This window comes from Rhizobium sp. BE258 (assembly GCF_031457345.1).
GTDB lineage: Bacteria > Pseudomonadota > Alphaproteobacteria > Rhizobiales > Rhizobiaceae > Rhizobium.
The window spans coordinates 44,007-70,444 of record NZ_JAVDWL010000007.1 but is presented as its reverse complement, the minus strand read 5'-3'; the positions used below and the strand labels follow the sequence as shown (position 1 = coordinate 70,444).

Annotated in this window: 22 protein-coding genes and 1 pseudogene; 1 reads left to right on the top strand and 22 read right to left on the bottom strand. The window is 63.9% G+C overall.

All coding sequences use genetic code 11. The features are described from left to right. Positions 1–183 precede the first annotated feature (183 nt). Complete coding sequence (locus J2X43_RS22925) at positions 184–2,502, top strand: PAS domain-containing sensor histidine kinase (protein ID WP_310297793.1); 2,319 nt, start codon at positions 184–186, stop codon at positions 2,500–2,502. Here J2X43_RS22925 and J2X43_RS22920 read toward each other — a convergent pair. The 22 genes and pseudogenes from J2X43_RS22920 to J2X43_RS22815 all read right to left on the bottom strand — a co-directional run bounded on the left by J2X43_RS22920 (position 2,499) and on the right by J2X43_RS22815 (position 26,119). Beyond that, on the bottom strand, positions 2,499–5,453 hold the full coding sequence (locus J2X43_RS22920; RefSeq protein ID WP_310297790.1) for a bifunctional [glutamine synthetase] adenylyltransferase/[glutamine synthetase]-adenylyl-L-tyrosine phosphorylase: 2,955 nt from the start codon (positions 5,451–5,453) through the stop codon (positions 2,499–2,501). The two genes, J2X43_RS22925 and J2X43_RS22920, sit on opposite strands and share 4 nt — an antisense overlap. Positions 5,454–5,568: 115 nt before the next feature. Beyond that, positions 5,569–6,978: a HAMP domain-containing sensor histidine kinase gene (locus J2X43_RS22915; RefSeq protein WP_310297788.1), complete on the bottom strand. Its 1,410-nt coding sequence runs from the start codon at positions 6,976–6,978 to the stop codon at positions 5,569–5,571. Continuing rightward, positions 6,975–7,721: a response regulator transcription factor gene (locus J2X43_RS22910; RefSeq protein WP_112390729.1), complete on the bottom strand. Its 747-nt coding sequence runs from the start codon at positions 7,719–7,721 to the stop codon at positions 6,975–6,977. Before J2X43_RS22910 ends, J2X43_RS22915 begins: the two co-directional genes overlap by 4 nt. A gap of 101 nt (positions 7,722–7,822) precedes the next feature. Beyond that, the gene (locus tag J2X43_RS22905) at positions 7,823–9,418 is read right to left on the bottom strand and encodes a Do family serine endopeptidase (RefSeq protein ID WP_112390728.1); all 1,596 of its coding nucleotides are present in this window, start codon (positions 9,416–9,418) and stop codon (positions 7,823–7,825) included. A 190-nt stretch (positions 9,419–9,608) separates the two neighbouring features. Then, positions 9,609–10,061: a cytochrome c-type biogenesis protein gene (locus J2X43_RS22900; protein WP_310297785.1), complete on the bottom strand. Its 453-nt coding sequence runs from the start codon at positions 10,059–10,061 to the stop codon at positions 9,609–9,611. Positions 10,062–10,243: 182 nt separating this feature from the next. Then, entirely contained in the window at positions 10,244–12,241 is a 1,998-nt protein-coding gene (locus tag J2X43_RS22895; RefSeq protein WP_310297783.1) for a heme lyase CcmF/NrfE family subunit, read from the bottom strand. Continuing rightward, complete coding sequence (ccmE, locus tag J2X43_RS22890; RefSeq protein WP_310297781.1) at positions 12,238–12,690, bottom strand: cytochrome c maturation protein CcmE; 453 nt, start codon at positions 12,688–12,690, stop codon at positions 12,238–12,240. Before ccmE ends, J2X43_RS22895 begins: the two co-directional genes overlap by 4 nt. After that, positions 12,687–13,826, bottom strand: a complete 1,140-nt coding sequence (gene ccmI / locus J2X43_RS22885) for a c-type cytochrome biogenesis protein CcmI (RefSeq protein WP_310297778.1) — start codon at positions 13,824–13,826, stop codon at positions 12,687–12,689. The genes ccmE and ccmI overlap by 4 nt, the downstream gene beginning before the upstream one ends. A gap of 194 nt (positions 13,827–14,020) precedes the next feature. Beyond that, complete coding sequence (locus tag J2X43_RS22880) at positions 14,021–14,446, bottom strand: hypothetical protein (protein WP_310297775.1); 426 nt, start codon at positions 14,444–14,446, stop codon at positions 14,021–14,023. A gap of 118 nt (positions 14,447–14,564) precedes the next feature. Then, the gene (locus J2X43_RS22875; RefSeq protein WP_112390724.1) at positions 14,565–15,968 is read right to left on the bottom strand and encodes a HAMP domain-containing sensor histidine kinase; all 1,404 of its coding nucleotides are present in this window, start codon (positions 15,966–15,968) and stop codon (positions 14,565–14,567) included. After that, on the bottom strand, positions 15,968–16,630 hold the full coding sequence (locus tag J2X43_RS22870) for a response regulator transcription factor (RefSeq protein ID WP_112390723.1): 663 nt from the start codon (positions 16,628–16,630) through the stop codon (positions 15,968–15,970). The genes J2X43_RS22875 and J2X43_RS22870 overlap by 1 nt, the downstream gene beginning before the upstream one ends. 52 nt (positions 16,631–16,682) lie before the next feature. After that, positions 16,683–16,931, bottom strand: a complete 249-nt coding sequence (locus J2X43_RS22865) for a hypothetical protein (protein ID WP_112390722.1) — start codon at positions 16,929–16,931, stop codon at positions 16,683–16,685. A gap of 193 nt (positions 16,932–17,124) precedes the next feature. Continuing rightward, positions 17,125–17,331, bottom strand: a complete 207-nt coding sequence (locus tag J2X43_RS22860) for a hypothetical protein (protein ID WP_310297768.1) — start codon at positions 17,329–17,331, stop codon at positions 17,125–17,127. Positions 17,332–17,352: 21 nt separating this feature from the next. Then, positions 17,353–21,195, bottom strand: a complete 3,843-nt coding sequence (locus J2X43_RS22855) for a glycoside hydrolase/phage tail family protein (protein ID WP_310297765.1) — start codon at positions 21,193–21,195, stop codon at positions 17,353–17,355. Positions 21,196–21,526: 331 nt separating this feature from the next. After that, entirely contained in the window at positions 21,527–21,979 is a 453-nt protein-coding gene (locus tag J2X43_RS22850; protein WP_310297762.1) for an NlpC/P60 family protein, read from the bottom strand. After that, positions 21,976–22,866: a DUF2163 domain-containing protein gene (locus J2X43_RS22845; RefSeq protein WP_310297759.1), complete on the bottom strand. Its 891-nt coding sequence runs from the start codon at positions 22,864–22,866 to the stop codon at positions 21,976–21,978. Before J2X43_RS22845 ends, J2X43_RS22850 begins: the two co-directional genes overlap by 4 nt. Next, positions 22,863–23,501, bottom strand: a complete 639-nt coding sequence (locus tag J2X43_RS22840) for a DUF2460 domain-containing protein (RefSeq protein ID WP_310297756.1) — start codon at positions 23,499–23,501, stop codon at positions 22,863–22,865. The genes J2X43_RS22845 and J2X43_RS22840 overlap by 4 nt, the downstream gene beginning before the upstream one ends. 7 nt (positions 23,502–23,508) lie before the next feature. After that, positions 23,509–24,051 (bottom strand): phage tail tape measure protein, encoded by a 543-nt coding sequence (locus J2X43_RS22835; protein ID WP_310297753.1) that lies wholly within the window; start codon positions 24,049–24,051, stop codon positions 23,509–23,511. A 25-nt stretch (positions 24,052–24,076) separates the two neighbouring features. Further along, the gene (locus J2X43_RS22830; RefSeq protein WP_310297751.1) at positions 24,077–25,084 is read right to left on the bottom strand and encodes a serine hydrolase; all 1,008 of its coding nucleotides are present in this window, start codon (positions 25,082–25,084) and stop codon (positions 24,077–24,079) included. Between the two features lie 44 nt (positions 25,085–25,128). Beyond that, positions 25,129–25,302 (bottom strand): annotated as a pseudogene (locus J2X43_RS22825) (rcc01693 family protein); the annotation flags it as partial. Positions 25,303–25,346: 44 nt separating this feature from the next. After that, the gene (locus J2X43_RS22820) at positions 25,347–25,712 is read right to left on the bottom strand and encodes a gene transfer agent family protein (protein WP_310297748.1); all 366 of its coding nucleotides are present in this window, start codon (positions 25,710–25,712) and stop codon (positions 25,347–25,349) included. After that, complete coding sequence (locus J2X43_RS22815; protein WP_112540553.1) at positions 25,712–26,119, bottom strand: phage major tail protein, TP901-1 family; 408 nt, start codon at positions 26,117–26,119, stop codon at positions 25,712–25,714. Before J2X43_RS22815 ends, J2X43_RS22820 begins: the two co-directional genes overlap by 1 nt. Between the last annotated feature and the right edge of the window lie 319 nt (positions 26,120–26,438).

The window sequence follows — 26,438 nt, the reverse complement described above, 5'->3', positions numbered from 1 at the left end:
TTTGCGAAGGCGATGTCCGGCCGCTTGCGCCCGGACCTCGCCAGACTCACCAAAAAATCAGCACTTATAAATAGTTAACAGATTTTTACCTTTGCCTCTGGACACGGCGAATCAGGAATGATTCATTGAGTCAGGTTCGAGCGAGCGGCGCATCGAATCACACGAGGGATCAAGGTTATCACGATGATGAACGTGCGGCGGGCAACTGCGGCCCAAGGACGGCTGCGTGTCGATTTGGGTTCGCTCCGGGCATGGCCGCAAGCCACCCGAAGCCCTCGTCCGATTGCGCGCCAAGCCGGCGCACCGCGTCTTCCACAGGTCGAAACCATCTTGAAGCGTGCCATTCCGGCGCTGATCGTCGCCTTTCTGTCCGTTGTCGCCGCCTCGCACATCTTCGGGATGATGTCGGAATATTCGCGGATGGGCGCCGCCGCCCGTCATGCGACATCGCTTTCGGCCGCCGCTGCTGCAGCCGTCTTTTCCGACGCCAACGACCTGTTCGATGCTGGTAACGGCGCCGAAGTGCAGGCGCGGCTTTCGAAGTTTCTTCCCCAGGACCGGCTCGACAGCGGCTCCTTCATCCTCTTGGTCCAGTCGAGCGGCAAGGTCTTTGCAGCCTCGGCGGCAGGCGTTTCCTATGTCGGCTCCGATGTCGGCGACTTCTTCCCCGAAGTCTCGGCGATCCGCCGCTTCGGCGACCGCGCTGGTGTCATCGAAACGACGATCAGCGGCGACCCCCACTATGCCGAGATCAGCCTCGTCGGCTCGTCCGGCGGCTATATCATCGCCGCCACATCGCTTGACCAGATCGGCAAGCTCTGGCGCGAAGAGCTGACGCTCAACGTCACGCTGTTTGCCGGCATCTCTTCGATCCTGCTCGTCATCCTCTATGCCTATTACATGCAGGTGAAGCGCGCCCGCGATGCCGACGATATCTTCGTCGAATCCAACCAGCGCGTCGAAACAGCATTGTCCCGCGGCCGTTGCGGTCTTTGGGATTTCGATTTCGAGAACCGCGAATTCTTCTGGTCGCGTTCGATGTACGACATGCTCGGCCTGCCCGGCTCCGACAAGACGATGTCCTTCAACGAGGCCGCCCGCCTGATGCACCCCGAGGATGGCGGCCTGCACGAGATCGCCCGTTCGATTGCCAAGGGCACGTCCGGCCAGGTCGACCAGATCTTCCGCATGCGCCACGCCGCCGGTCACTATGTCTGGATGCGCGCCCGCGCCCAGATGATCCGCAGCAATTCCGGCCGCATGCACATGATCGGCATCGCCATGGACGTCACCGAGCAGCACCGCCTCGCCCAGCGCTATGCCGAAGCCGACCAACGCCTCGCAGACGCCATCGAGTGCACCTCGGAAGCCTTCGTGCTCTGGGACAAGAACGACCGTCTGGTGATGTGCAACGCCCATTTCCAGCAGGCCTACGGTCTTCCTGACAGCGTGCTCGTGCCCGGCACCGAGCGCAGCGTCGTCAACGCCGCCGCCGCCCGCCCGGTGATCGAGCGCCGCATGGTCGATCCGCATGGCGCCGGCCACTCGCGCACCGCCGAAGTCCAGCTTGCCGACGAGCGCTGGCTGCAGATCAACGAGCGCCGCACCCGCGACGGCGGAATGGTCTCCGTCGGCACCGACATCACGCTTCTGAAGCGCAACCAGGAACGTCTGCGCGACTCCGAGCGCCGCCACGTCGCGACAATCGGCGACCTCAAGTCCTACCGCGCCACGCTCGAAGACCAGAAGGCCGCGCTCTCTGTCGCCAACGCCAACTATCTCGCCGAAAAGGAACGTGCCGAGGCCGCCAACAAGGCCAAGTCTGAATTCCTCGCCAACATGTCGCATGAGCTGCGCACGCCGCTTAACGCCATCCTCGGCTTCTCCGAAATCCTGCAGGACCAGATGTTCGGCCCGCTCGGCTCGCTGAAGTATGACGAATATGCCCGCGATATCCACGACAGCGGCAAGCACCTGCTGAATGTCATCAACGATATCCTGGACATGTCGAAGATCGAAGCCGGCCACATGAAGCTGCATCGCGAGACGATCGATCTTGCGCCGCTGATCGAGGAAAGCCTGCGCTTCACGGCCATCCCGGCCGCTGAAAAGAACATCGTCATCGAGCAGCGTCTCTGCGATGGCATGACGCTGACGGCCGACCGCCGCGCCATGAAGCAGATCATGCTCAACCTGCTCTCCAACGCCGTGAAGTTCACCAACGACGGCGGCCGTATCGCACTGCGCACCCGCCGCGATGCCAAGGGCGTGGTGATCACCATCGCCGATACCGGCATCGGCATTCCGCGCAAGGCGCTGTCGAAAATCGGCCAGCCCTTCGAGCAGGTGCAGAGCCAGTATGCCAAGAGCAAGGGTGGCTCGGGCCTCGGCCTGGCGATCTCCCGCTCGCTGGCGGCGCTGCATGGCGGCAACATGCGCATCCGATCGCGCGAGGGCCGCGGCACCGCCATCACCTTCCGCATTCCCGATGTGATCCGCTAGGCCTTCAACACCGCCTGGAAAATCTTGCGCCCCGCCTTCGACAGCCGCTTCACTTCGCTTTCCAGCGTCTTGATATCGGGGCAGTCGCCGGCCCGGCAGACGAGCTCGACCAGCCCCGATGGGGCTTCCTTCGGATCGAACAGCCCGTCGATGCAGAGGCGGATCAGCTGTGAGAGCTCGGTGTAGAGGTTGAAAGCCTCAAGGCAGATGTCGAGATCGGCAGGCGCCATCAGCCTGCCGCCAAGCGCCTTCAGCGCCTCGCCGGTATTCAGCCCGTTGACCTTTACGGCATCACCTTTGGCAGGCGCAACCAGCGCCATATATTGCGCGATGAACTCGATATCGATGACGCCGCCGGGGATGAGCTTCAGGTCCCAGCCGTTCTCCGGCGCCTTCTCCTTGTCGATCAGCTCGCGCATCTCGCCGACATCGCGCGCCACCTTGGCCGTATCGCGCTTCTGCGACAGCACATCGGAAATGATCCGCTCGGCAGCTTCCGTTAAGCTCGCATCGCCGCAGATCAGCCGCGCCCGGCTGAGCGCCATGTGCTCCCAGGTCCAGGCTTCCTCGCGCTGGTATTTCTCGAAGGAATTGATCCGCGTCGCCACCGGCCCCTTATTACCGGAGGGGCGAAGCCGCATGTCGACCTCGTAGAGAATGCCCTCTGCTGTTGGTGCAGAGAAGGCGGCGATCAGGCGCTGGGTGATGCGAGTGAAGTAGCGAACGGCATCGAGCGGCTTCTCGCCATCGGATTCGCCAGCCGTGTCGTCGTAGTCGTAAAGCAGGATCAGATCGATGTCGGACCCCGCCGTCAGCTCGAAACTGCCGAGCTTGCCCATGCCGGCAACGGCCACCTTGCCGCCCGGGAAGCGCCCATGCGCCGCCTCGACCTCTTTCAGAACGCCGTCGAGCGCCGCTTCGATGATAAGGTCGGCAAGATGGGTAAAGGCCCGCGCCGCCATCGCGCCATTGATGGCGCCCGTCAGCAGCCGGATACCGATCAGGAAGCGTTGCTCGGCGGCAAAGATGCGCAGCCGGTCGAGCAATTCTTCATAATAGCGCGCCTGCACCAGAGACGCCTTCAGGCGCTCGCCGAGATATTCGCGCGTCGGCAGTTCCGCCATCAGGCCGGGATCGAGCATGCCGTCGAAGACATGCGGCTTGGCGGCGATCACTTCGGCAAGCTTCGGCGCCGACGACATGATGTTGACGATCAGCGAAAGCAGCGCCGGATTGCTGCCGAGCAGCGAGAAAAGCTGGATGCCTGAAGGCAGACCCGAAATGAAGCTGTCGAATCGCAGCAGCGCCTCGTCCGCCCTCTTGCTCTCGCCGAAGACCCGCAGGAGTTGCGGCGTCAATTCCGTCAGCCGCTCGCGCGCCTCGACCGATTGCGTCGCCCTGTAGCGGCCATAGTGCCAGGTGCGGATGATGCGCGAAATATCCGAGGGGCGCTGGAAGCCCATCTTCTTCAGCGTCTCAAGCGTATCCGGATCGTCGTTCTGGCCGGTAAAGACAAGATTGCCGGTGTCGGTCGAAAGCTTGTTTTCCTGTTCGAACAGCCGCGCATAGCGCCGCTCGACGGTTCTCAGCACCTCGACCAGCTTTTCCGAAAAACTCGACGTCTCGCTGAAGCCCATCATGAAGGCGATGCGTTTCAGGTCGGCTTCGGTCTCCGGCAGCAGATGCGTCTGCTCGTCTCGCACCATCTGGATGCGGTGCTCGACATCGCGCAGGAACCAGTAAGCATCCGTGAGCTCGTCGCGGGTCTCCGCATCGATCCACTTGGCCTTGGTCAGTTCGGCCAGCGTCTCCTCGGTGCCGCGGCTGCGCAGCACCGGCATGCGCCCGCCGGCGATCAGCTGCTGCGTCTGCGCAAAGAACTCGATCTCGCGGATACCGCCACGCCCCAGCTTGACGTTGTGCCCTTTGACGGCAATCGCCCCGTGGCCCTTGTGCGCGTGGATCTGCCGCTTGATCGAATGAATGTCGGCGATCGCCGCATAGTCGAGATATTTGCGGAAGACGAATGGCACCAGGCCGCGCAGAAAATCCTCGCCAGCCGCAAGGTCGCCAGCGACCGGCTTCGCCTTGATGAAGGCCGCCCGCTCCCAGTTCTGCCCCCTGCCCTCGTAATAAATCATCGCCGCATCGAAGGAGATTGCCAGCGGCGTCGATCCCGGATCCGGCCGGAGCCTCAGATCGGTGCGGAACACATAGCCGTCGGCAGTGCGCTCCTGCAGGATGCGCACCAGCCGCCGCATCAGCCGCGGAAATATCTCGATCGCATCATCAGGATCGGGCACGATGCCCGCCTGTTCGTCGAAGAACACGACGAGGTCGATATCCGAGGAATAGTTGAGTTCGGAGGCGCCCAGTTTGCCCATGCCGAGCACGATCAGGCCCGAGCCCTCGCTCGGCTTGCCTGCGTCCTTGATCACAAGCTTGCCGCTCTCATGCGCCGACATCAGCAGATGATCTATCGCCGCAGCAACCGATGCTTCGGCCAGAGCACTCAGCCACGCCGTCGTCTGGCGGCCGTCGAATATCCGGGCGAGATCGGCAAGCGCCACCAGGAAGGCCACCTTGCGCTTGATCCGCCGCAGCCGGGTCATCACCGCGGATTCCGCCGGAAACACACCCTCCTCCGCCTGCCAGCTATCGCGCGCCTCTTTGATCAGCGCCTCGATCTGCGGCTCCAGCGGTGCGGAGATCGCCGCGGCCAGGATGTCGTTGTCGATATTGGCGGCGTCCCGGAGATAGGGCGACAGCGTGAAGGCGGCGGCGATGAAATCGCAGAGCGGACCACCGGCCTTCAGCATCGCGGCGACGGCCGGCTGCTCGCGGCCGATCTCGGCTAGATCGGTCATCGCCAGCTTCAGTTCGGACTGGTTGAGCGGCTTCAACGCCACGCCTGCAGCGTCTTTCAACAGATGTGTCGATTTCTTCAGCATCCCACCTCCCGGCAGCGCCACGCCGGAATCGCGTTTTGCCGTATGCCCTTAACCTAGGGCCACATGCGTCAGGAGCCAATACGTTTAACGGCGCATAGTCTGAGGAGCGTTTGGCTCAGGCAGGTTTTGCCGGGAAGCTCATCGTCACGGTCAGGCCGCGGCCCTCTTCCTTGCCGGGATTGGTGTCGGAGAGCTCCAGCGTCCCGCCATGCAGCTCCATCACCGCCTCGACCAGCGAAAGCCCAAGCCCCGTCCCCGGCTTCGACCGGCTTTCGTCGAGCCGCACGAAACGCTTGATAACGGCTTCGCGCTTGTCGGCGGGAACGCCGACGCCATGGTCGGCAACCGAAAGGCAGATCGCATCCGTCCGGCGCGCCAGCTTGATAACAATCTGGCCATGGCCGTCGCAATCGACGGAATATTTGATCGCGTTGTCGATGAGATTGAACAGCGCCTGGCCGATCAGCTCGCGATTGCCCTGTATCGAAATACCGGGCTCGACCTCGGCGGTCAGCGTCAACCCCGCCTCATCAGCAACAGGCTCGTAGAGTTCGGCACAGTCGGCGACGATGGCCGAAATCTCGATCGTCGACATTTCCGCAGCCGCCGATCCTGCCTCGACGCGGGAAATCATCAGCAGCGCATTGAAGGTGCGGATCAGCTGATCGGATTCGGAAATGATGCCTTCCAGCCCGATCCGGCGCTGTTCCGCGTCATCGGTATCCAGCGCGTCGGCTGCCTTGTTGCGCAGCCGCGTCAGCGGCGTCTTCAGGTCGTGGGCGATGTTGTCGGAGACCTGCCGCAGCCCCTCGTTCAGCTTCTCGATACGCTCCAGCATGGTGTTCAGCGACACCGAGAGACGGTCGAATTCGTCGCCGGAGCCACCGACCGGCAGACGTTGAGAGAGATCGCCCGCCATGATCTTCTTGCTGGCGCCCGACATGCGATCGATGCGCTTCAGGGCATTGCGGCCGATGCCGAACCAGATGATCAGCGCGCCCAGGCCCATGATCGCCAGCGCCACCATCAGCGCCTGGCGCACCAGCACCCGGAATCGCTCCGGTTCGCCAAGGTCGCGGCCAACGAGAATACGCAGCCCATTGTCGAGCACGAAGATATTGGCGATCGCCATATGCCGCCGATCGAGGCCGCTTTCAGCATAGCGCTGGTAGAAGAACGGCACCGAGGTCCAGCCCGTCTCCTCGAAGACGCCAGGCTGCACCGAGGCAACGTTACCCGCCAGGATATCGCCCGAAGGGCCGGCAATGATGTAGAGATTGGCGCCCGGCTGGCGCGAGCGGCGCTCCATCGAGCGCAGCAGCGCGTTGATGCCGCCAGTGTCGTAAGCGCGCTTGACCTGATCGACCTCCTGCTGCACCGCCTCGCGGATCTGGCCCGTCAGCAGACGCTGCGACATCGCCGTCACATAGATGACGAGCGTCGCGGCGCAGATGGCGAAGAGCAGGATGTAAAGAGCCGAAAGGCGGACTGCGGTAGAGCGGAAGAGAAACCAGAAACGGTTCATCCTTCGTCCTTGATCATGTAACCCGCCCCGCGGATCGTCTTCAGCAGCGGCTGGCTGAAATCCTTCTCGATCTTCGAGCGCAGTCGCGAGACATGCACGTCGATGACGTTGGTCTGCGGATCGAAATGGTAATCCCAGACGTTTTCGAGAAGCATCGTGCGGGTCACGACCTGACCGGCATTCTTCATCAGATATTCGAGCAGGCGGAACTCGCGCGGCTGCAACGGGATTTCCTTGCCGCCACGGCGCACTTCGTGGGAGAGCCGGTCGAGCTCCAGATCGCCGACGCGGTAGACGACATCCTGCTCCGGAGTGCCCTTGCGGCGGCCGAGAACCTCGACGCGGGCGAGCAGCTCGCTGAAGGCATAGGGCTTCGGCAGATAGTCGTCGCCGCCGGCGCGAAGACCGGTGACGCGATCGTCGACCTGGCCGAGAGCGGAGAGAATGAGAACCGGGGTGTGGATCGCCTTGCGGCGGAGCTCGCTGATGACGGAAAGCCCGTCGCGGCGCGGCAGCATACGGTCGATGACGATGACGTCGTAGGTGTTTTCCGAGCCCATGAACAGGCCACTCTCGCCGTCGCTCGCATGGTCGACAACGATCCCCGCCTCACGAAAGGCTTTTGTCAGGTAAACCGCAGCTTCGAGGTCATCCTCGATAATCAGAATCTTCATGCGGCTGACATTACCTGCCGGTTTCGTTTCGGCAAGGCTCAATACGTCTTCCTGTTGCGCTTGGGTCATCGCGGCCACCTAGGGATGGAGTGGAAGGGAGCCGCGCGGGCTGGTGCGCGGCTCCCGTCTCGGGCGCATCATGGGGATGCGCCGGTCAAGGCTGTGGGGGATCAGCCTTGGCTATTGATCGGAAGGGCGACGAAGCGGCTGCCGTCCTTCGACTGGATCTGGAAGAGCGCCCGGGTGCGGCCGTCCTTCTTCGCCTGGTTCAGAACCTTGACGACGTCGTCGGCAGACGTGATGTCCTGGTTGTTCACCGAGGTAATCTTCTCGCCCGCCTTGATGCCCTTGTCGGCAGCGTCGGAGTTCGGGTCAATATTGGTGATCTGCAGGCCCTTGCCGTCATCGGCAGGGCCAACCGTCAAGCCGAGATCGGCAAGTGCCTTCTCGGACGCCGGTGCCTGCGGCTCCTGCGGCTGATCGCTGTCGTCGGTCGAAGCGTCCTTTTGGTCGGCCGGCAGCGTGCCAAGCTCGACGGTCAGAGACTGTGCCTTGCCATCGCGCCAGATCGATACTTCGACCTTCTTGCCCGGCTGCATCGCGCCGATGCGGCGGCTGAGGTCGCGGGCATCCTTGACCGTTTCGCCATTGACGGCGGTGACGACGTCGCCAGCCTTCATGCCGGCCTTCTGGCCAGGGGTGCCGTCCTGAGCGGAAACGACGAGCGCACCGTTGGCTTCGGAAAGGCCGAGCGAGTCGGCGATGTCCTTGGTCACCGGCTGGATCTGCACGCCGAGATAGCCGCGCGAAACCGTACCGTCCTTCATCAGGTCGGCAACGACGTCCTTGGCGGTCGAGGCCGGAATGGCGAAGGCGATGCCGACGCTGCCGCCCGACGGCGAGAAGATGGCGGTGTTGATGCCGACGACCTGACCGTTGAGGTTGAAGGTCGGGCCACCCGAGTTGCCGCGGTTCACTGCAGCGTCCACCTGGAGATAGTCGTCATAAGGGCCGGAACCGATGTCGCGGCCGCGGGCCGAAACGATACCGGCAGTCACCGTGCCGCCGAGGCCGAACGGATTGCCGACAGCGACCACCCAGTCGCCGACGCGGACATTATTGTCATCGGCCCAGTTCACATAGGTGAACTTCTTGCCCTTGCCGTCGACCTTCAGCACGGCGAGGTCGGTGCGCGGATCCTTGCCGATCAGCTTGGCATCAAGCTCGGTGCCGTCGTTCATGACAGCGACAAAAGCCGAGCCGTCGGAAACGACGTGGTTGTTGGTAACGATATAGCCGTCTTCGGAGATGAAGAAGCCGGAGCCCTGGGCAACCGGACGCAGACGGCCGGGACCACCAGGGCCGCCCGGGCCCGGACCACGCTCACCGAAGTGGCGCGGCGGACGCTGCTGGCCATCCTGGCCCTCGCCGCCATTCGGACCCTGTTCGCCGAACTGCTTGAAGAAGCGCTTCAGCGGATGATCGTCAGGCAGGTCGTCGAAACCGCGCCCATTGAAGTCAAAGGAAAAACCATTGCCGTCGTCGGAAGCCGGCTTGATGCGGGATTCGACGCGGACGGAAACGACGGCCGGCGAAACGGCGTCGACGACATTGGCAAAGCTCGGCACGGCCGGCGCCTGAACATTGACGGCTTCGGCATAGGAACGGGTGATCTCAAGCGGCACGCCAGTGGCAAGCACGGCGGCGGCGAGACCTGCGACGGTCGAGGCCTTCAGCGCAGTGGCAAGGGAGGGAGTCTTGAACATTATAGGCACCTTCTCTTCATCATTTAGTCGGTCCGGCCCCCGGTCGGGATCGGCTGATGGATGAAGATATAGGATGCGGGACCTTACTGCGAACTGTCCGGCCAATGAAAAATTTGTAATGTCGGGATTGTGACCGTCCGCGACTTTTTGTCCAAGGCCCGCCGGATATCGCCTCGCAGCTGCCCCTAAGCTACTTGCTCAGCAACTCGTCAAGCTTCGCCTGCTCGTCATCCGTCAGCCGGCTCCCCGTCGGCTTGCCCACCCTGCGGCGCGCAAAGACCAGCATCGAGATGCCGCCCGCCAGGATCAGCACCACAGGCGCACCCCACAGCAACACTGTGCGGATACTGAACCGTGGCTTCAGCAGCACGAATTCGCCGTAGCGCGAGACGATGTAGTTCAACACCTGCTCGTCACTGTCGCCATCCTTGATGCGCTCGCGCACCAGAAGCCGGAGATCCTTGGCCAGCTCGGCATTGGAATCGTCGATCGACTGGTTCTGGCAAACCATGCACCGCAATTCCGCCGACAGCGTCCGCGCGCGCGTCTCCATCGCGGGATCGGCGAGCACCTCGTCGGGGTTCACGGCGAAGGCGGGGAGCGGCGCCAGGAAAGCAGCAAGCAGAAGGAAAAGCCGCAGCACTGGCCACACTCCCCTTCTCCCCTCGGGGAGAAGGTGCCCGTCAGGGCGGATGAGGGGGCCACGGGCGCCCGTGATTGCTTCTCGCTGATGCTCGAAGGCCTCACAGCTTCGCTGCTCGTCCCCCTCATCTGCCCTTCGGGCATCTTCTCCCCGCCGGGGAGAAGGGAAGCTCCGTAAACCCTTCATTCCGCAGGCTCCATCGCCGGAGCAGACGGCTTCGCGGCCTTTGCTTTCCGCCGGGGAGCACCAACCCGCAGCCGCCGGTCGCTGAGCGATACGAACCCGCCGAGCGACATCACAAGCGCCCCGCCCCAGATGCAGAGAATGAACGGCTTCCACCAGATGCGCACGACAATCCCACCATCATTGGTGGGATCGCCCAGCGAGACATAGAGTTGGCTGAGCCCGAAGGTCACGATCCCGGCCTCCGTCGTCGGCATCTGCTGGGCGACATAGACGCGCTTGGCCGACCAGACATCGGCAACTTCAACGCCACCTCGGCGGATGCTGAAATGCCCGCGGTCTTCCTTGTAGTTCGGCCCGTTCGCCGGCTGCATGCCGTCGAAATGCAGCGTGTAGCCGCCGGCATCGGTGGTTTCGCCGGGCTTCATCTCCAGCACGTGCTCGGTCGCAAAGGTCGAGACCGCCACAATGCCAAGCACGGTAATCCCGAGACCCGCATGGGCGAGCGCCGTACCGAAGGCCGAGCGTGGCAGTCCGGAGAGCCTGCGCCAGGCAACACTGGCCGCCACCTTGCCGATACCGGCGCGATACCAGAGATCAGCCGCAGCCCCGAATACCAGGAAGAGACCTGCCGCAAGGCCGAGTACGGAGAGAACCGGCCCGCCATGCTCGATGTAAAAGAAGATCACCGCCGCAGCGAAGGCGAGGCCCGCCACCACATAGATCCGCTGCAGCACGCCGAGCAGATCGCCGCGCTTCCACGCCAGCAGCGGCCCGAAGGGCACCACCAGCAAGAGCGGAATCATCAGCAGCCCGAAGGTCATGTTGAAGAACGGCGGACCGACGGAGATCTTGTCGCCGGTCAGCGTTTCCAGGAGCAGCGGATAGAGCGTGCCCGTCAGCACCGTGCCGCAGGCCACCGTCAGGATCAGGTTGTTCAGCACCAGCGCGCCTTCGCGCGACACCGGCGCGAAGAGACCGCCCGCAGACAGAAGCGGTGCGCGGAAGGCAAACAGCGACAGCGCCCCGCCTATGAAGATCATCAGGATGCAGAGAATGAAGACACCGCGGCTCGGGTCGCTGGCAAAGGCATGGACCGAGGTCAGCACGCCCGAGCGCACCAGAAAGGTGCCCATCAGCGACAGCGAGAAGGTGAGGATCGCGAGCAGCACGGTCCAAATCTTCAGCGCCTCGCGCTTCTCCATGACCAGCGCCGAATGCAGCAATGCTGTCCCTGCCAGCCAGGGCATGAAGGAGGCGTTCTCGACCGGATCCCAGAACCACCAGCCGCCCCAGCCGAGCTCGTAATAGGCCCAGTAGGAGCCCATGGCGATGCCGAGCGTCAGGAAGGTCCAGGCGGCCAGCGTCCAGGGGCGCACCCAGCGCGCCCAGGCGGCATCGATCCGCCCTTCCATCAGCGCCGCGACCGCAAAGGAGAAGCAGACAGAGAAACCGACATAGCCGAGGTAGAGCATCGGCGGATGGATCGCCAGCCCGATATCCTGCAGCACCGGGTTCAGGTCACGCCCCTCCGCCGGTGCCGGATCGAGCCGGGTGAACGGATTGGACGTCAGCAGAATGAAAAGGATGAAGGCAACCGAGATCCAGGCCTGCACCGACAAGACATTGGCGCGCAGCGTATCTGGCAGATTGCGGCCGAACAGCGCCACCATGGCGCTGAACAGCGCCAGGATCAGCAGCCAGAGCATCATCGATCCCTCGTGATTGCCCCAGACGCCCGAATATTTGTAGATCAGCGGCACCAGCGAATGCGAGTTCTCCCAGACGTTCTTCACCGAGAAGTCGGAGACCACATGCGCATAGGTCAGCACGGCGAAGGACAGGGTGACGAGCGCGAAAAGCACGATCGAGCCGAGCGGCGCGACATCCATCATCGCCTGGTCGCGGCGGCGCGCGCCGATAACCGGCACGATCGAGAGAATGACCGCCGTCGCCAGCGCCAGCACCAATGCGTAATGGCCGATCTCGATGATCATTGCACGCCCTCGCCCTCTTTCCAGAGCCCCTGGGATTTCAGGCGGTCGGCAACATCCTTCGGCATATATTTCTCGTCATGCTTGGCGAGCACGGTATCGGCGATGAACTCGTGGCTGGCGGCCTCGAACATGCCTTCGGTGACGACGCCCTGTCCCTCGCGGAACAGGTCGGGCAGGATGCCCGTATATTTGACCTTCACCGGCTGATTGCTGCCGTCGGTCACGGCGAACTCGACCGTCGAGCCGACACCGCGGATGACGCTGCCCTCGCCCACCAGACCACCGAGACGGATGCGCGTTTCCGGCGGCACCGGCGTCTTGGCAAGATCGGCCGGCATGTAGAAATAGGCAACGGACTGGCTGAAGGCGAACATCACCAGCAGCACCGCGGCGATGATGAAACTCATGCCGCCGCCGATCACCGCCAGGCGCTTCTGCTTGCGCGTCATTCCGTCATCCCCTCTGCCGCAACACCCAACTCGCGCCCCAGTGCGAGCAGCTGCTTGCCTTGATCACCATCCGCCGGAAAAACCGCCAGCCCGCGTTTCAGCGCATCGGCAGCACGATCCTTGTCGTTCAATACGGCATAAGAGCGGACGAGCCGCACCCAGCCCTCGAAATTGTTAGGATCGGCCTTCAGCTTGGCATCCAGGCTTTCGACCATGCCGCGGATCATCTGCTGCTGGTCGCCGGCGTTCATCGTCTGCGCAGCCGCCACGTCTTCCGCGGTCGGTCCGCCCGGCGCCTTGTTAGCGGCAGCGACATCAGGCGTGCCGCCATTCTTGGCGATGTGATCGTTGACCATTGGCAGCCACGGCGCGTCGGCGGGCGATTCCTTGGCGATCGCCTCGAAGGCCGCCCTCGCCTCGCCGGTCTGGCCGGCCTGCTCCATGCTCAGCGCCACGTAGAACTTTGCCCGCGGATTGTCGGGCTCGAGCGCCAGCGACTGCTCAAGCGCCTGCCGCGCATCCGCGGTGATAGCCCCGTTCGAACCGGCCATCAGCGTTTCCGCCAGGCCATCCAGACGGATGGCGCTGGGCCCGAGCAGTCGGATGGCGTTGCGATAAGCCTTCTCGGCATCGTCGATACGCATGGCGTTGAAATAGATCGGCGCCAGCACATCCCAGCCCTTGCCGTCATCAGGGTTCTGCGCCAGATGCCGCTCGGCCTTGGAGACGAGGATCGCCATGTCGTTGCCGGGATTTTCGAGCCGGGCCTGAAGCGGTTGCGATGGCAGGTCAGGCCGGCCCATCGCAACGTAAAGACAGAGCCCCGTCAGCGGCAGAAGAAGAAGGATGAACGCCTCGCTGAAACGATGGTGGCGCGCCGCCTTCGGCGCTGCGGCCGGCCCTGCCGCCGAAACGGCGATCAGCCGCCGGCCGATCTCGGCCCGCGCGTAGTCCGCTTCGTCGGCCGTGATCAGTCCGCCGGAGAGGTCGCGGTCGAGCTCGCGCAGCTGGTCGCGATAGACCGCAACCGCGCCCTCGCGCCCGTCGTCAAGCGCCTTCGCTCCGCGCAGGAGCGGATAAAGCAGCAGCGCGGCCACAGCCGCCGTCATTGCGGCAACAAGAATCCAGAAAAGCATAACGGCCCAATACTTGAAGCGCGCCGCCATTCCAACTGGCAAAGCCGGAATGACGAAGATTTGAGGCGTTTCGCCGCAAGATTGGTGCGGTCAGGACCAATCGGCACTCAGTTCAGGCTGCGGCGAACGTACGTGAGCACCGGAAGCGTGGAGAAGCGCCATTTGAGCCCAGCATGGGCTGAATGCCGGTTGGTCTAGCCGAGCGGCGACCAGCTTCCGTCGCTGTTGCGGCAGGCCGATCCGCGCACTGCGGTATCCTTGCCATCGACTGTCAGCGTGTGAGTGTATTGGCGGCAATTCTGCGAGCCGACCTGATAGGGCGCTGCGGCAACGACCTTGCCGCTGACATTGCGGCCGCTCCAGACGACCGGCTGACCGACCGCGGCACCCTCGAGCGCCCGGTATTCGGCTTCGAGCGCCCGCTGCTTGTCGCTGTCGCTGAGTTCTATGCCGCTGCGTCCGGCAATGCCGCCCTGCAGCGCGGAGATGAAGCTCGCCGAGGCAGAGGGCTTGCGGGAGAACATGCCGCCTGAAGTGCTGCTCTTCGCTGTCGTGCAGCCGCTCACCGCAACGGCAACCAAAAGCGAGGAGACGATCATGGCATTCGCGCGTAACATCATTCTGTCGAACCAGCAGAAAAGAACAAATCAACGCCGCCAGATGCACATGTGCTCGTGTCGGCTTTAAGGCAAAGCATGCTATGCACTTGCCTATGTCTTTGTGACATCAAGCAATTGCTCACGCAACATCCTTTGTAAGACCCGGCAAAATTAGCCGTGCCCGCAGACCGCCCGCCTCACCGCGGGAGAGTTCCAGCCGGCCCTGATACTCGTTGGCGATCTCGGTGACGATCGAAAGGCCAAGCCCGGTTCCCGGCTTGCTTTCGTCCAGCCGCTTGCCGCGCTTCAGCGCTTCCTTCATCTGATCGGGCTCCAGACCCGGCCCGTCGTCCTCGACGACCAGTTCCACCCAATGCTTGCGGCCGCTGCTTTCGGCGCCTTTGACGTCGTCGGCAGCCTCCACCGCCGTGAGCTTGATCTTGTGAACGGCGAAACGCGCTGCATTCTCCAGCAGATTGCCAACCGTCTCTTCCAGATCCTGTTGCTCCATCGCCACCGCCAGATGCGGCGGAGCGACCGAAAGCTCGAATTCCTTGTCGACGTTGAGGCGGCGCATGACGCGCACCAGCCGCTCGAGCGCAGGCTCCGCATCGGTGCGCGCCAGCACGCTTTCGCGCTGCGCGGCAATGCGGGCACGGTTGAGATAGGATTGCACCTGCCCCTGCATCGCCTCGGCCTGGCTCTTCACCAGTTCGCCATGCGAGCGCTCCAGCACCCGCGCCTCGTTGAGCAGCACGGCAATCGGCGTCTTCAGCGAATGCGCCAGATTGCCGACCTGCATGCGGGCGCGCTCAACGATGCGGCGGTTGCTGTCGATCAGCGCATTGACCTCATTGGCAAGCGGCAGGATCTCGCGCGGAAAATCGCCCTTCAGCTGCTCGCTCTCGCCGGCGCGGATCCGCTCCAGCGCGGCGCGCGCCTTATCCAGCGGCTTGAGGCCGAAGAGAATGGCGAGTGCGTTGACGATCAAACTGCCGACCCCGAAGCCGGCGAGCGCCAGATAAAGACTGTGGGAAAAGTTGCTGACGTCGCTTTCGACGACTTCGACATTGCCGCTGACGCGAAAGCGCGCCGCGCGCCCGTCGGTATCGAGCACCACTTCCGTTTCGGCCACCTGCACCCGGTTTCCGCTGGCATCGGTCACCTGATAGTAGCGTTCGTAATTCTTGTCGAACGGCGCTTCGAGCACCGAAGGAACCGGGATCGTCGCCGAGCCGAGAGAAGGCGAGACCAGCGGTGCCGCCGTATAGGTGCCGAGCGGCTCCACCACCCAGTACCAGCCGGTGCGCGGCTGGGCGAAACGCAGGTCGCCGAGCTGCGGGCTGCCTGCCAGCGCGCCCTGATCGCCGATCGTGACGGAGTTGATGACGTTATAGAGCTGCGCGCGCAGCAGATCCTGAAAGCCGCGCTCGGCGCTGCGGCGGTAGAGCGTCGAGATCAACAGCCCGATCACCACAAGCGCCACGGTCGACCATACGGTCGTCAACAAGAGAACGCGTGCGGTGAGCGACTTTATGCGCATCAGGCCGGCGCTTGAATGCGGTATCCGAGACCGCGCACCGTTTCGATCAGGTCGACGCCCATCTTCTTGCGCAGACGTCCGACGAAGACTTCGATCGTATTGGAATCACGATCGAAATCCTGGTCATACATATGCTCGACCAGTTCCGAGCGGGAGACGACCTCGCCCATGTGATGCATGAGATAGGAGAGCAGCCGGTACTCATGCGACGTCAGCTTCAGCGCCACGCCGTTGACGACCGCCTTCGAGGTCTTGGTGTCGAGCCGGACAGGCCCGCAGACGATCTCCGAGGAGGAATGCCCGGCGGCGCGGCGGATCAGTGCGCGAATGCGCGCCAGCACTTCTTCCACGTGGAAAGGCTTGGTCACGTAGTCGTCAGCGCCGGCATCGATGCCCGCCACCTTGTCGCTCCAGCGGTCGCGCGCCGTCAGGATCAGCACCGGCATGCCGCGCCCGGCACCGCGCCACTTTTCGAGAACGCTGACGCCATCCAGTTCCGGAAGGCCGATATCGAGGATGATCGCGTCATAGGGCTCGGTGTCGCCGAGGAAATGTCCCTCTTCGCCGTCGAAAGCCTGATCGACGACATAGCCCGCCTCTTTCAGCGTGTCGCTCAGCTGCCGGTTCAGATTGACGTCGTCTTCGACTACCAGAATGCGCATCGGTCCGCTCTCACCTCGATTGTGTCACTGGAGTTTCATAGGCCGATTCCGCCTACATCGGAACCCTGACGGTTACCTTGCGGGGGCGCTGGCCGTTGCCCTGAACGAGCACGGTGATGATGCAGGTGTCGCCCGAGGGCTGAACCGAAAGCAGCTGGCCACCCGTCTGCTCGACGACCTGCTGCGCGGCAGCGCTGCAATCGCCCGAGACGCGCACCACGAGAGTGCGGGAGTCGTCCGGTGAGGGCGCCGATACAGCCAGCCCTGCGGCCAAGGCTACGACGCTCAGAGGAGAGGCCATGTGCAATGCTTCCAACGTGGTTCCAACTTGGCCCGACTATGTACTCACGTGACCTGAATGGCAAATGAATGCACTGTAATGACGGAGGTTTAGAACAATTCTTGACTGTATTTCTCTAACGATATTCACGGCCGAAAGATGAGGCGGCAGAAGCTCTTGATGCCGCTGCCGGCCTCTTTCTCGAAACACCGTTTCAGCGGATCGCCGTATTCGCCGTCAGCCGTCCGTAGATAGCCAAAAGTCCGCCAATCGCACCGGAAATATTGACGAGAGAATCGGCGATCTGGCTCTGATCGCCCGCCTCGATATCGATTCCCGCCACATGCAGAACCGACGCGCCGATCGCGATCAGCGCACCCCAGATCGTCTTTGAATGATACCAGTTCTTCAAATCGCCCATGACCATTCCTTCCGTTGAAAATCACATCGTCATCGTTGCCACCGCCGGAAGCCCCAGCGGTATGCGCTGGCCCATCTGCCGCACGCGGATCGTCAGCTCGGCCTGCGGACTTCCAAAATCGGCAAGTTCACCGGCCAACGGATAGGTCCAGGCCGCGGCAGAGACCTCGACCAGTCGCTTGACCTCTGGCCCGCTCATCACCTCGACCCGGTAGCGCTCGAAGGGTTCGTCGAGGGGAATATCCGCAGCCATCCAATTATCGGCGTCGACACGCCCGCGCCGGATCCAGGAGAAGCACGCAGCACCCGCCGCGTCTCTCGACGCGCGCAGATGAACGGGAAAAAGCGGCGTCTCCGCCCTCATCCCGCCCTCGAAGACAAAGGGGCCTATCTTTCCTGATACCCCCGACGCCTCGACGATCCAATTCAGCCGCAGCCCCATCTCGTCGCCGCCGAGTCCGAGCGGCACCACCGCCTCGTTGAGCGCGACAATGGAAGCACCCGCCTCCGCTCCGGTGACCATCGCATCCTCGGACCCCGCTAGCCCTCTCAGCAAGCCGCTCAACCGCCAGCGCCCGGCCGCAATCTCCTCGGCCTGCTGAAAAGCCATAACCTCCCAGCTGCCATTGCCCGAAAGCACCGCAAGCATGTTCGCCCCGTTCAGCACGGCGATCGCCGATGCCGACGACAGCTCCCCGAACGGCAGCTCCAGCTCCACTTTTACCGACCAGTCGAAACGCCCCGGCACCCCGGCCGATAGCGGCGCCGCAAGCACCCCGATCCGCGCCGGCCGCTCGATCAGCGCCCGCCCACGATAGCCTTCCCCGGTCACCGACGATGACAGCCCGGCCGTCTTCCAGGGACGCGCGAAGACCGCGGCCCTTGCAAAACTTTCCGCCTCGCCCGCCGCGAACCGCGGCAAATCCATCAGCTGAACCACCGGATCGAACAGGCTCGATGGCTGGCCGCTGCCGTTCCTGCCGCCGGCCTCCTCAGCCGGTGCCGCGCCCACCGATGGCGCAAACTCGCGCGCCTCGACCTCCCTCGTGCCCCCGTCTTCGATCGACGCGATCAGGAACCGCCCCGGCGGCCCATCGGTGATCGTCACCACATCACCCGGCTGAAACTGCAGCGCCCCAGGCGGCAGCGCAAAGTGCACCGACCGTCTGCCGATCCGGTTCTCGCGCAGCAGCGCCTCGGCGGCATTCAGCGCCGTTTCCTCGGCGAGCACCGCGGGAAGATCGCTTTTCAGCACGCGGCTCGTCGCCGATTGCGCCCGGTGCGAACGCACCCCCGCCTGCTCGTAAGCGGCATCGGGATTGTAGAAGGTGATGACAGCCTCGGCAGCATGATCGCTGTCATGTCCGCGGGTTTCCTGCCACAGCGGGCGATCCTCGATATCGGCAAGCACGGCGATATCAGTGGGAGGCAGGCTCGCCCGAGCTCTCGAGCGAAACCGCAGCAAACCGCCATCCTCGAAGGCGTCGATCTGGAAGGCTTCCAGCAGCGGCTCGATCAGGCTGCGCGCCGAGGTCATGTCGCCCTGCACATAGCCGGTCAGGTCACCGGACACTTCCGAGACATCGAAATCATGGAAGCCATGATCGCGAAACACCGCGGCCATCACATCCGCCAGGCTCCCCGCCCCCAGCCTGCCATTGAGCCAATGACCGCTGCGCCAGTTTGCGCCATCGCTCCAGATATCCGTTTCCAGTGGAAAGGCCGGATAGGGCCGTGCATCCCACGACCACAGGAAAATATGGGCGGGATCGACCATGTCGGCCGCAGCGCCGGGACGGCTCCACCAGGCATGATGGGCCTCCAGAAAACGCCGCTGCATGGCATCGGAGCGCGCCCGGCTGGAGAAATAGGGCGCCGCACTCTCGGCCGATTTCGGATCGGCAAAGACATTCGGCTGATTGCCGCCCTTGTCGATCGCGGCACAACCGAGCTCGGTGAACCAGACAGGCTTCATCCCCGCCTGCCAGCCGGTCGGCGCCGTCTTTTCAAGCCCGCCGGTGCGGTCGTAGTGCCGGTTCGCCCACCAGCCCTCTATATCCTTGTACCTGTAGACCCAGGGCTTGCCTGCGAGACGGTCGGCAATCGGCGTTCGCACCCGCGCCTTCCGGTCGGCATCACCGGCATAATACCAGTCGAACCCCTCGCCGCCTGCAATCGCCGCTATCAATCCGGCCTTGTCGTCCGCGGTCCGCATCCCGTCCGGGTTCGCAGCCGCCAGATCGCCGTCGCGCCAATCGGAAAGCGGCATGTAATTATCGATGCCGACAGCATCGATCGCGCTTGATGCCCAGAGTGGATCGAGATTGAAACAGACGTCACCACTGCCGTCATCCGGCCGGTAGCCCGAATATTCGCTCCAATCCGCGGCATAGGTCAGCTTCGCCTGCGGAAGCAGGGCTTTCACGTCGGCCGCCAGAGCCACCAGCGCATTGACGAACGGAAAGGCGCCGGTCTCGTCGCGCACCTGCGTCAGGCCGCACATCTCCGAGCCGATGATGAAACCCGAAACGCCACCCGCCGCCTTTGCGAGCTGCGCATAATGCAGGATGAACCGGCGGTAGCTTTCCTCGCCGCCGTTATAGATCACCCGCTGCCCAGAGATACCAAAATGTCCGGGCTGCGCTGCGCCTCTGAACGCCTCGATCTGCGCCCGCGCCGCCGCCGTCCGGTCCGCCGATCCCGGCTGGCCGATCGCCGGATGGCATGTTACCCGCCCGCGCCAGGGATAGGCCGCCTGGCCGTTGCCGCCATAGGGATCCGGCAACGCATTGCCGCCTTCGATATCCATCATCACGAACGGATAGAGATAGACCTCCAGCCCCCGCGCTTTGAGATCGGCGATCGCCGAGACGACGCTCAGATCATCCGGCGTCCCGCCATAGGCCGGCCCGCCGTCGCGGCGGCTGACCAGATGGGCCTGCGCCCGAGAGACGCCCGATACTGACCATTGACTGCTTTCGGCATTGCGCGCCTGCACTTCCACGCCCGGCACGATACGGCAATTGCCGGCCCGCAAGTCCGTTCCGAACCAGGAGACGACAAGCGCCACCCGCTTGAGGTTTGGGCAGGCCGCCGTCAGTTCGCTGATCGACACGTCCCAGTCGGTCAGCCCCTGCAGGCTGTTGCGGTTGAGCAGCCGGGCGCTTCCCGCACCGGTCTTTTCCGAGACCGCCACGGTCCGGTAACCATGCTCCGTCGCCCCCGGAATGATGCAGACCGCCTGGATCTGTTCCTCCAGTTCTCCGACCGCCCGCACCACCTCGAACTGCATCAGCGGGATGCGGTTGCCGTAGCTGTCGAGCGGCAATCGCTCGAACACGACATAGGCGAGCCCGCGATAGGCCGGTGCCATTCCCGTTCCTTGCTTGGCCTCGATCAGCGGATCGGGCAGCTGTTCCGCGTCACCGGAATAGAACCGCATCTCGATCGCCGTCAGGTCGAGTTCCTTGCCGTCAGCCCATATCCGCCTGACACAGGCAACCGGCCCCTCGCAGAGCCCGACCGCGAAATTGGCGAAGTAGCGGAACGTCTCGACCTTCGGCCCCGACGAGGACTTGCCCCCCGTCCGTTCGGTGGTCACCACTTCCTCGAAACGCGTCGCCCAGATCATCGTCCCGCCGATGCGCACCGCGCCATAGACGCGGTTGATCGACGTCCCCTCGTCGGCGCCCGGAATCCGTGCCGTCGAAAGCCGCGCACCACGTACCGTCTGGCCGCCGCCGATTAGCGCCCGGTCGAGCGCATTGCCCGCCAGCGCCCCCGCCGCTCGGCCGATGATCGCGCCCACGGGCCCGAAAACGCTGCCCAGCGCGGCACCCGCCGCCTGAAGAAGGAGAGTGGCCATGCAAACCTCGCAGCGAGTCGCCAGCGCCGCTTACACGGCACTTGATTTTTCCCGCAATGATTGTGTTAGATTGCTGCAGTCGTGAGCAGAAGCAGAAGCGCCGATACCAGCCGGCTCACTGGAGAGGACGGGCCTCTCCAGCCTCGGCAAGGGCCTTGCTCTCGATCAAGGAGGTGATGCTATGTGGTTCTTGCCACTCGGTATCACGCTTAGTGTGAGGAAAACCCGGACGGGCTGGTCAATAGCCATCCGGGTTCAATTCCACACATAAGCAAAGGGTGGGCGGAGTTACAGCTCCGCTCACCACTCCCAAAACATACATACATGCGCTTCAATTTTCAAGTTTCGCTGCAACCTCCGGAAACCGGAACACGGCCGTCACACGCCGCCGCCAGCTCGGCACCAATACCGACCGGATAACCTCCGCCTGTTCATAGGCATGGATAAAACTCTTCTCACCGGCAAAGATGCCGGCATGTTTGGCCGCTACATCCGGCCGCCAGCGAAACAGCATGAGATCGCCCGGCATCATCGCCTCCACCGGAACCGGCGCACCGAAATGCCGGAGCGCTGCATCGAGCAGCCGGTCCTCGCCACTCCGCTCGGCCCAGTCGCGCGCATAGGGCGGCGGCATCTCCGGCTCGACGCCGTAAAGCTCGCGCCAGATGCCGCGGATGAGGCCAAGGCAGTCGCAGCCGATGCCTTTGGCAGACGCCTGGTGCCTGTAGGGCGTGCCGATCCAGCTCTCGGAGGCCGAAAGCGCCCGTTGGTTGATTGCAGTCATTTGAAGAGCGCCCTCCCGTCATGGATGCTGCCGCCATCCGCATAGGTATAGGCAAAGTCGGCGCCTGGCATATGCGGGAAGCCGCGGAAATTCCGCTGGTTGGCGAACTTGGCCCGGCAGGTGCCGAACGCCTTGTCGCAACCCGCCGTCAACAGCACCCGGCACCCCGCGTCCGGCGCCCGCGCCACCGGCAGCCACAGCGTCACCTCGACCTCGGCTCCCGCCGCGCCATGCGCCTCGATATCCAGCCGTTCGCCGGCGTTTTCCCCGTCGAGAAACGCAATCGTCCCATAGCGAAAGAACCCATCCGGAAAGGCGCTCAGCCCCGATACGGAGATCCGTGTCGCATCGATGACCGCAGCCAGTACACCCTCGCGGCAGAACTGACTTTGCGTCACATCGATCCCGCATCTGGCATCGCCGAGCGCCGCATCGCAGCGGCGGCCATAGAGCCGTCCCTGCGGCTGGTTCAGCCGGTGCGCGAAACTGCGCAGCTCGGCGCGAAACTGCCCGCCGCTGCGCGTCACTTCGCCGATCTCCTGCACCTTCAGCAGCAGATGCTGATCCGGCATCGCCCAGTTGACCAGAAACACCTCGACGCGCGCGCCATCATAAAGCCCGCGCTGCAGGTCGACCTCACTGATCGCCGCATTCGAAAAACCGCCGGTCACCTCGCTCGTCGCCGCAGGCAAGCCTGTACTCTCCTCGGTACCACTTGCCGAAAAGCCGCTGGCCGCCAGAAACACCGTGCCTGCGAATGTCAGGTCGTGGTCATGCTCGGTAAAGCCCAGCACCACGCCATCGCTGCGCGTCACGCGCCAGGCATGGCAGACCGTCGTCGCGTCGCCATCAAGATGCGCTCTGAGTTCCGTGCCGATCGTCCTCATGGCAGGATCTCCGTCAGCGGAATGGCCGGGATCCGCCCGGCATTGAAGGCGGTCAGGTTCACGTCGATCCGCCCGGTCGCAAACCGCACCGGCACATCGAATTCGAAGCCCGCGGTCACCCGCGCCCCGGCTGCCGGAATGCTGCCCGGCAGAAAGGTCACGATCCCCGCCGCAACGTCGCAAAGGTAGGTGGTTCCTGCCATCACGACCCCATCGACTGCGAGCGCCACGCTGCCAGCCACCGGCTTGGCAATCCGCCGCGCATTGCTTGCCGCCGCATCGCCATAGGTCTTCACCAGCTGAAACGCCGCCTTCGCCCCGTCGCCGGTGCCCAGCATCTGGTCGAGCGCCGTTACCGGCTGGTCAGGCCTTCCGGATTTCCAGTCGAGCGGATCGCGGAACCGGAAGCCATAGAGTTCGCCGCTCCGCGCCTCGAAAAATTCCAGCACCTCGTAGAGATCGCCGGCCGAGCGAACGCCCGACCCGGCATCGTAGCTCCGCCGCGCATCGCGCCAGCGGCTGTTGCGGCTTTCGCGGCCGTTCGACAGATTGACGATATCGGTCCGCCGCACCGGCCCGCCGCTCGTCGAAAGCGACAGCCGCAACGGAAAGCGCACCTCATGAAACCCGCTCATCTCAGCCTCACAGATTGCGCTGGCCGCGCATCGCCGTGCGCGCCAGCATCGCCGAAATCTGCGCCTCGCTCTTCTGGAAGCTCTGCGCATCGGTGGCCGTCACATTGAAGACGATCTGCGTCCCGCCGCCGCCCGCTGCCGCCACGCCCAGCGCCCCATCCGGCCCGCGCCTCAGCGGCAGGATCGCCTCGCTGCCCGCCTCGCCCATCAGCCCGACATTGCCGCCGAGAGGGAAATAGCTCGGCGCCGAAACCACCCCGCCATCGGCGAAGGGCACGATCTTGCCAAGTCCACCCGCAAGCCCGGATACGGCGCCGCCGATCAGCCCCTCCAGCGGCTTCATTCCCGCCGAAAGCGCGATATCGGCCAGCCGTTTTCCTAGCCCGCGCAGGATATCGTCGAGCCCCTTGCCGCCGCTGACGGCGCTTCGGAGCGCACCGCTGAGCGCCGATCCGAAAGACCGCGACCGGCCCTCCAGATCCTCAAGCGCACGGCGCAGTTCATCGGCCTGCCCGGCCATCTGGCCAAGCCCGGTGTCGTCACCTTCCATCGATGTCTCCTGAAAACTGTGAAACTCAGCCCCGTTGCGGCATCGCCGAAAGCGCCAGCCGCAGGATCTCGCCCATCTGCACATGGCTGACGCCGCGGCCAGCCCGCAGCGCCGTCGCCGAGCGGTGCACGATGACGAGATCGAGCTCCGGCAGCACGATCAGATACTGCCCGCCCCAGCCGCTGGCGTAAAACATCGGCACATGCACCGCCATCGGATCGTCTTCGGCATCCGCCTCCGTCACCCACCAGAGCAATCCATACGCTCGCCCGGCGCCAACCTCCGAATGCGGCCGCGTGCTTTCCCGCACCCAGCTCTGCGGCACGAGCTGCTTTGCGCCCCACCGCCCATGCCGGAGATAGAGAAGCCCGACGCGCGCCAGATCCCGCGCCGACATCTGGATCTTGTAGACCGGATGCATGGACTCCGGCCCGTTCTGAAACCACCCGTCACCCGGCGCGCAGTCCTGCATGCGCAACGGCTTCACCAGGCGGGACGCAAGCGCCTCCAGCACATTCTCGCCCGTCGCCCGCTCGACGATCGTACCGAGAACGTTGAAATCCCAGTTGTTGTAGAACCAGTGCGTTCCAGGCGGATGGCTGCCCCTGTCGGGCCTGCCGTCCGCCGTGTCGTAGACCGACGGCAGGTAGACGCCCGAGCGTGCGCGCAGCAGATCCATGACCGTCGCCTTGCGCTCACTCGCCGTCAGCGGCGTCATGTCGTCAATATTGAAATCGGCAAGCGTCTGCTGCGGATCGATCCGCCCTTCGGCAATCAGCATGCCGTAGAGCACATTGACTAGGCTCTTGCGCACCGATGCCACGCTAGACTTGAAGGCGATGTCGCCCCAGCGATAGATGAGACGCCCGTCCCGGACGATCATGAATGCGCTGCTTTCGCCCGTTGCGAGTTCAGCGGACAGCATGGCCAGCCGATTGCTCGACCAGCCGAACATCTCCGCCGGCCGCTCGTCCCAATCCGTGAAGGGAAAGGTGATCGTTCCCTTGGCAAAGATACCGTCCGCCTGCCCCATCTCAGCTCCGAATCCGGTGACCTCGGGATCATAGCATGAGGCCGTCACCCCACCCCATCCGGAAACCGCGCCATCATTTCCGCCAGCCCGTCGCGCGAAAACCCCGCGGCCCGCGGCATCATTCCACCGGCCGCGGCGAAGAACTCGACAGGCGTCATCGCCCAGAAGGCATCGGGAGAAAGCCGCAGCAGGCAGAGACCGGTATGCAGCACGCGCGTCCAGGGAAATGGCCCGGCGCGTGCGGCGGTCCCGCCCGCTGCGGCTAGAGGGGGCGGAGGGAGGTGCCGCCCGCCTCTGTCTGTTGTTCTGCAAAAGTCGCGATCAGCAGCTCGCCGACGACAGCCGCAAAACCGGCAATGCCGCCATCGACGCTCGCCTCTGCAACGTCCTGATCGGAATAGAGATTGCCGCCGCCGCGAAGCCCGGCGCCAATGATGCGGATCATGTCCTCGGCCTTCAGCCGCCCGGCCGAAAATCGCTCGGCGAGCCCTGTGAGATCGTCGGCCGCGAAGGCCGTCTCCAGCTCCGCCAGCGCCCCAAGCGTCAGGCACAAAATCCGCCGCTCGCCATCGACGACCGCCTCGATCTCGCCGCGCCTACGGTTCGCTCTCGCCCCCGCCGCCCGCATCAGAGCGCTCCGAAGGTCAGTGCACCGGCCGATTCCAGCGCCAGCTCGAACAGGATCTCGCCATCATGCTGCCCGGAATATTCGAGCGCCGTCACCTGGAATGCCCCGGTCACGCCGCCGAAATCGGGCACGACGATCTGCCAGTTCAAGATCGACGCATTGAAAAACGCGCCCCGCACCAGCCCGTCGGACGCTGCATCCTTGAAGATGCCGGCGCCCGAAACCGAAGCCCGCTGCACGCCCGCCCCACCCAACAGCTCCCGCCACCGCCCGGCGCTCTCCGCATCAGTCACATCGACCGTCTCGGCATTGAACGCCAGCCGCTTCGACCGCAGCCCCGCCACCGTCTCGTAACCCGTCCCATTGTGGATCTTCAACAGCAGATCCTTGCCCTTCTGCGCCACCATGCCCTTGCCCTCCTGAAATCCGAAAGACCTGCTCAAACTGCTTGTCCGCGCGTCTGCGCGGCGAGAGACTCACGTCACACAGCAACCAAGCCCCCTCATCCGCCCTTCGGGCACCTTCTCTCCGCGGGGAGAAGGGAAGTACCGCGACGCCGAGCCATGAAAGGAAGTCAAGCTCGCGGTTTCCCCTTCTCCCCTGGGGGAGAAGGTGCCCGTAGGGCGGATGAGGGGGCCACAATCGAAACGCTCTCGATCGTCAGACTCCAACCTTTCCTCACCCCCACCAAACCTGCTAAACCCCACCCCTATTTCCAGCCCCAAA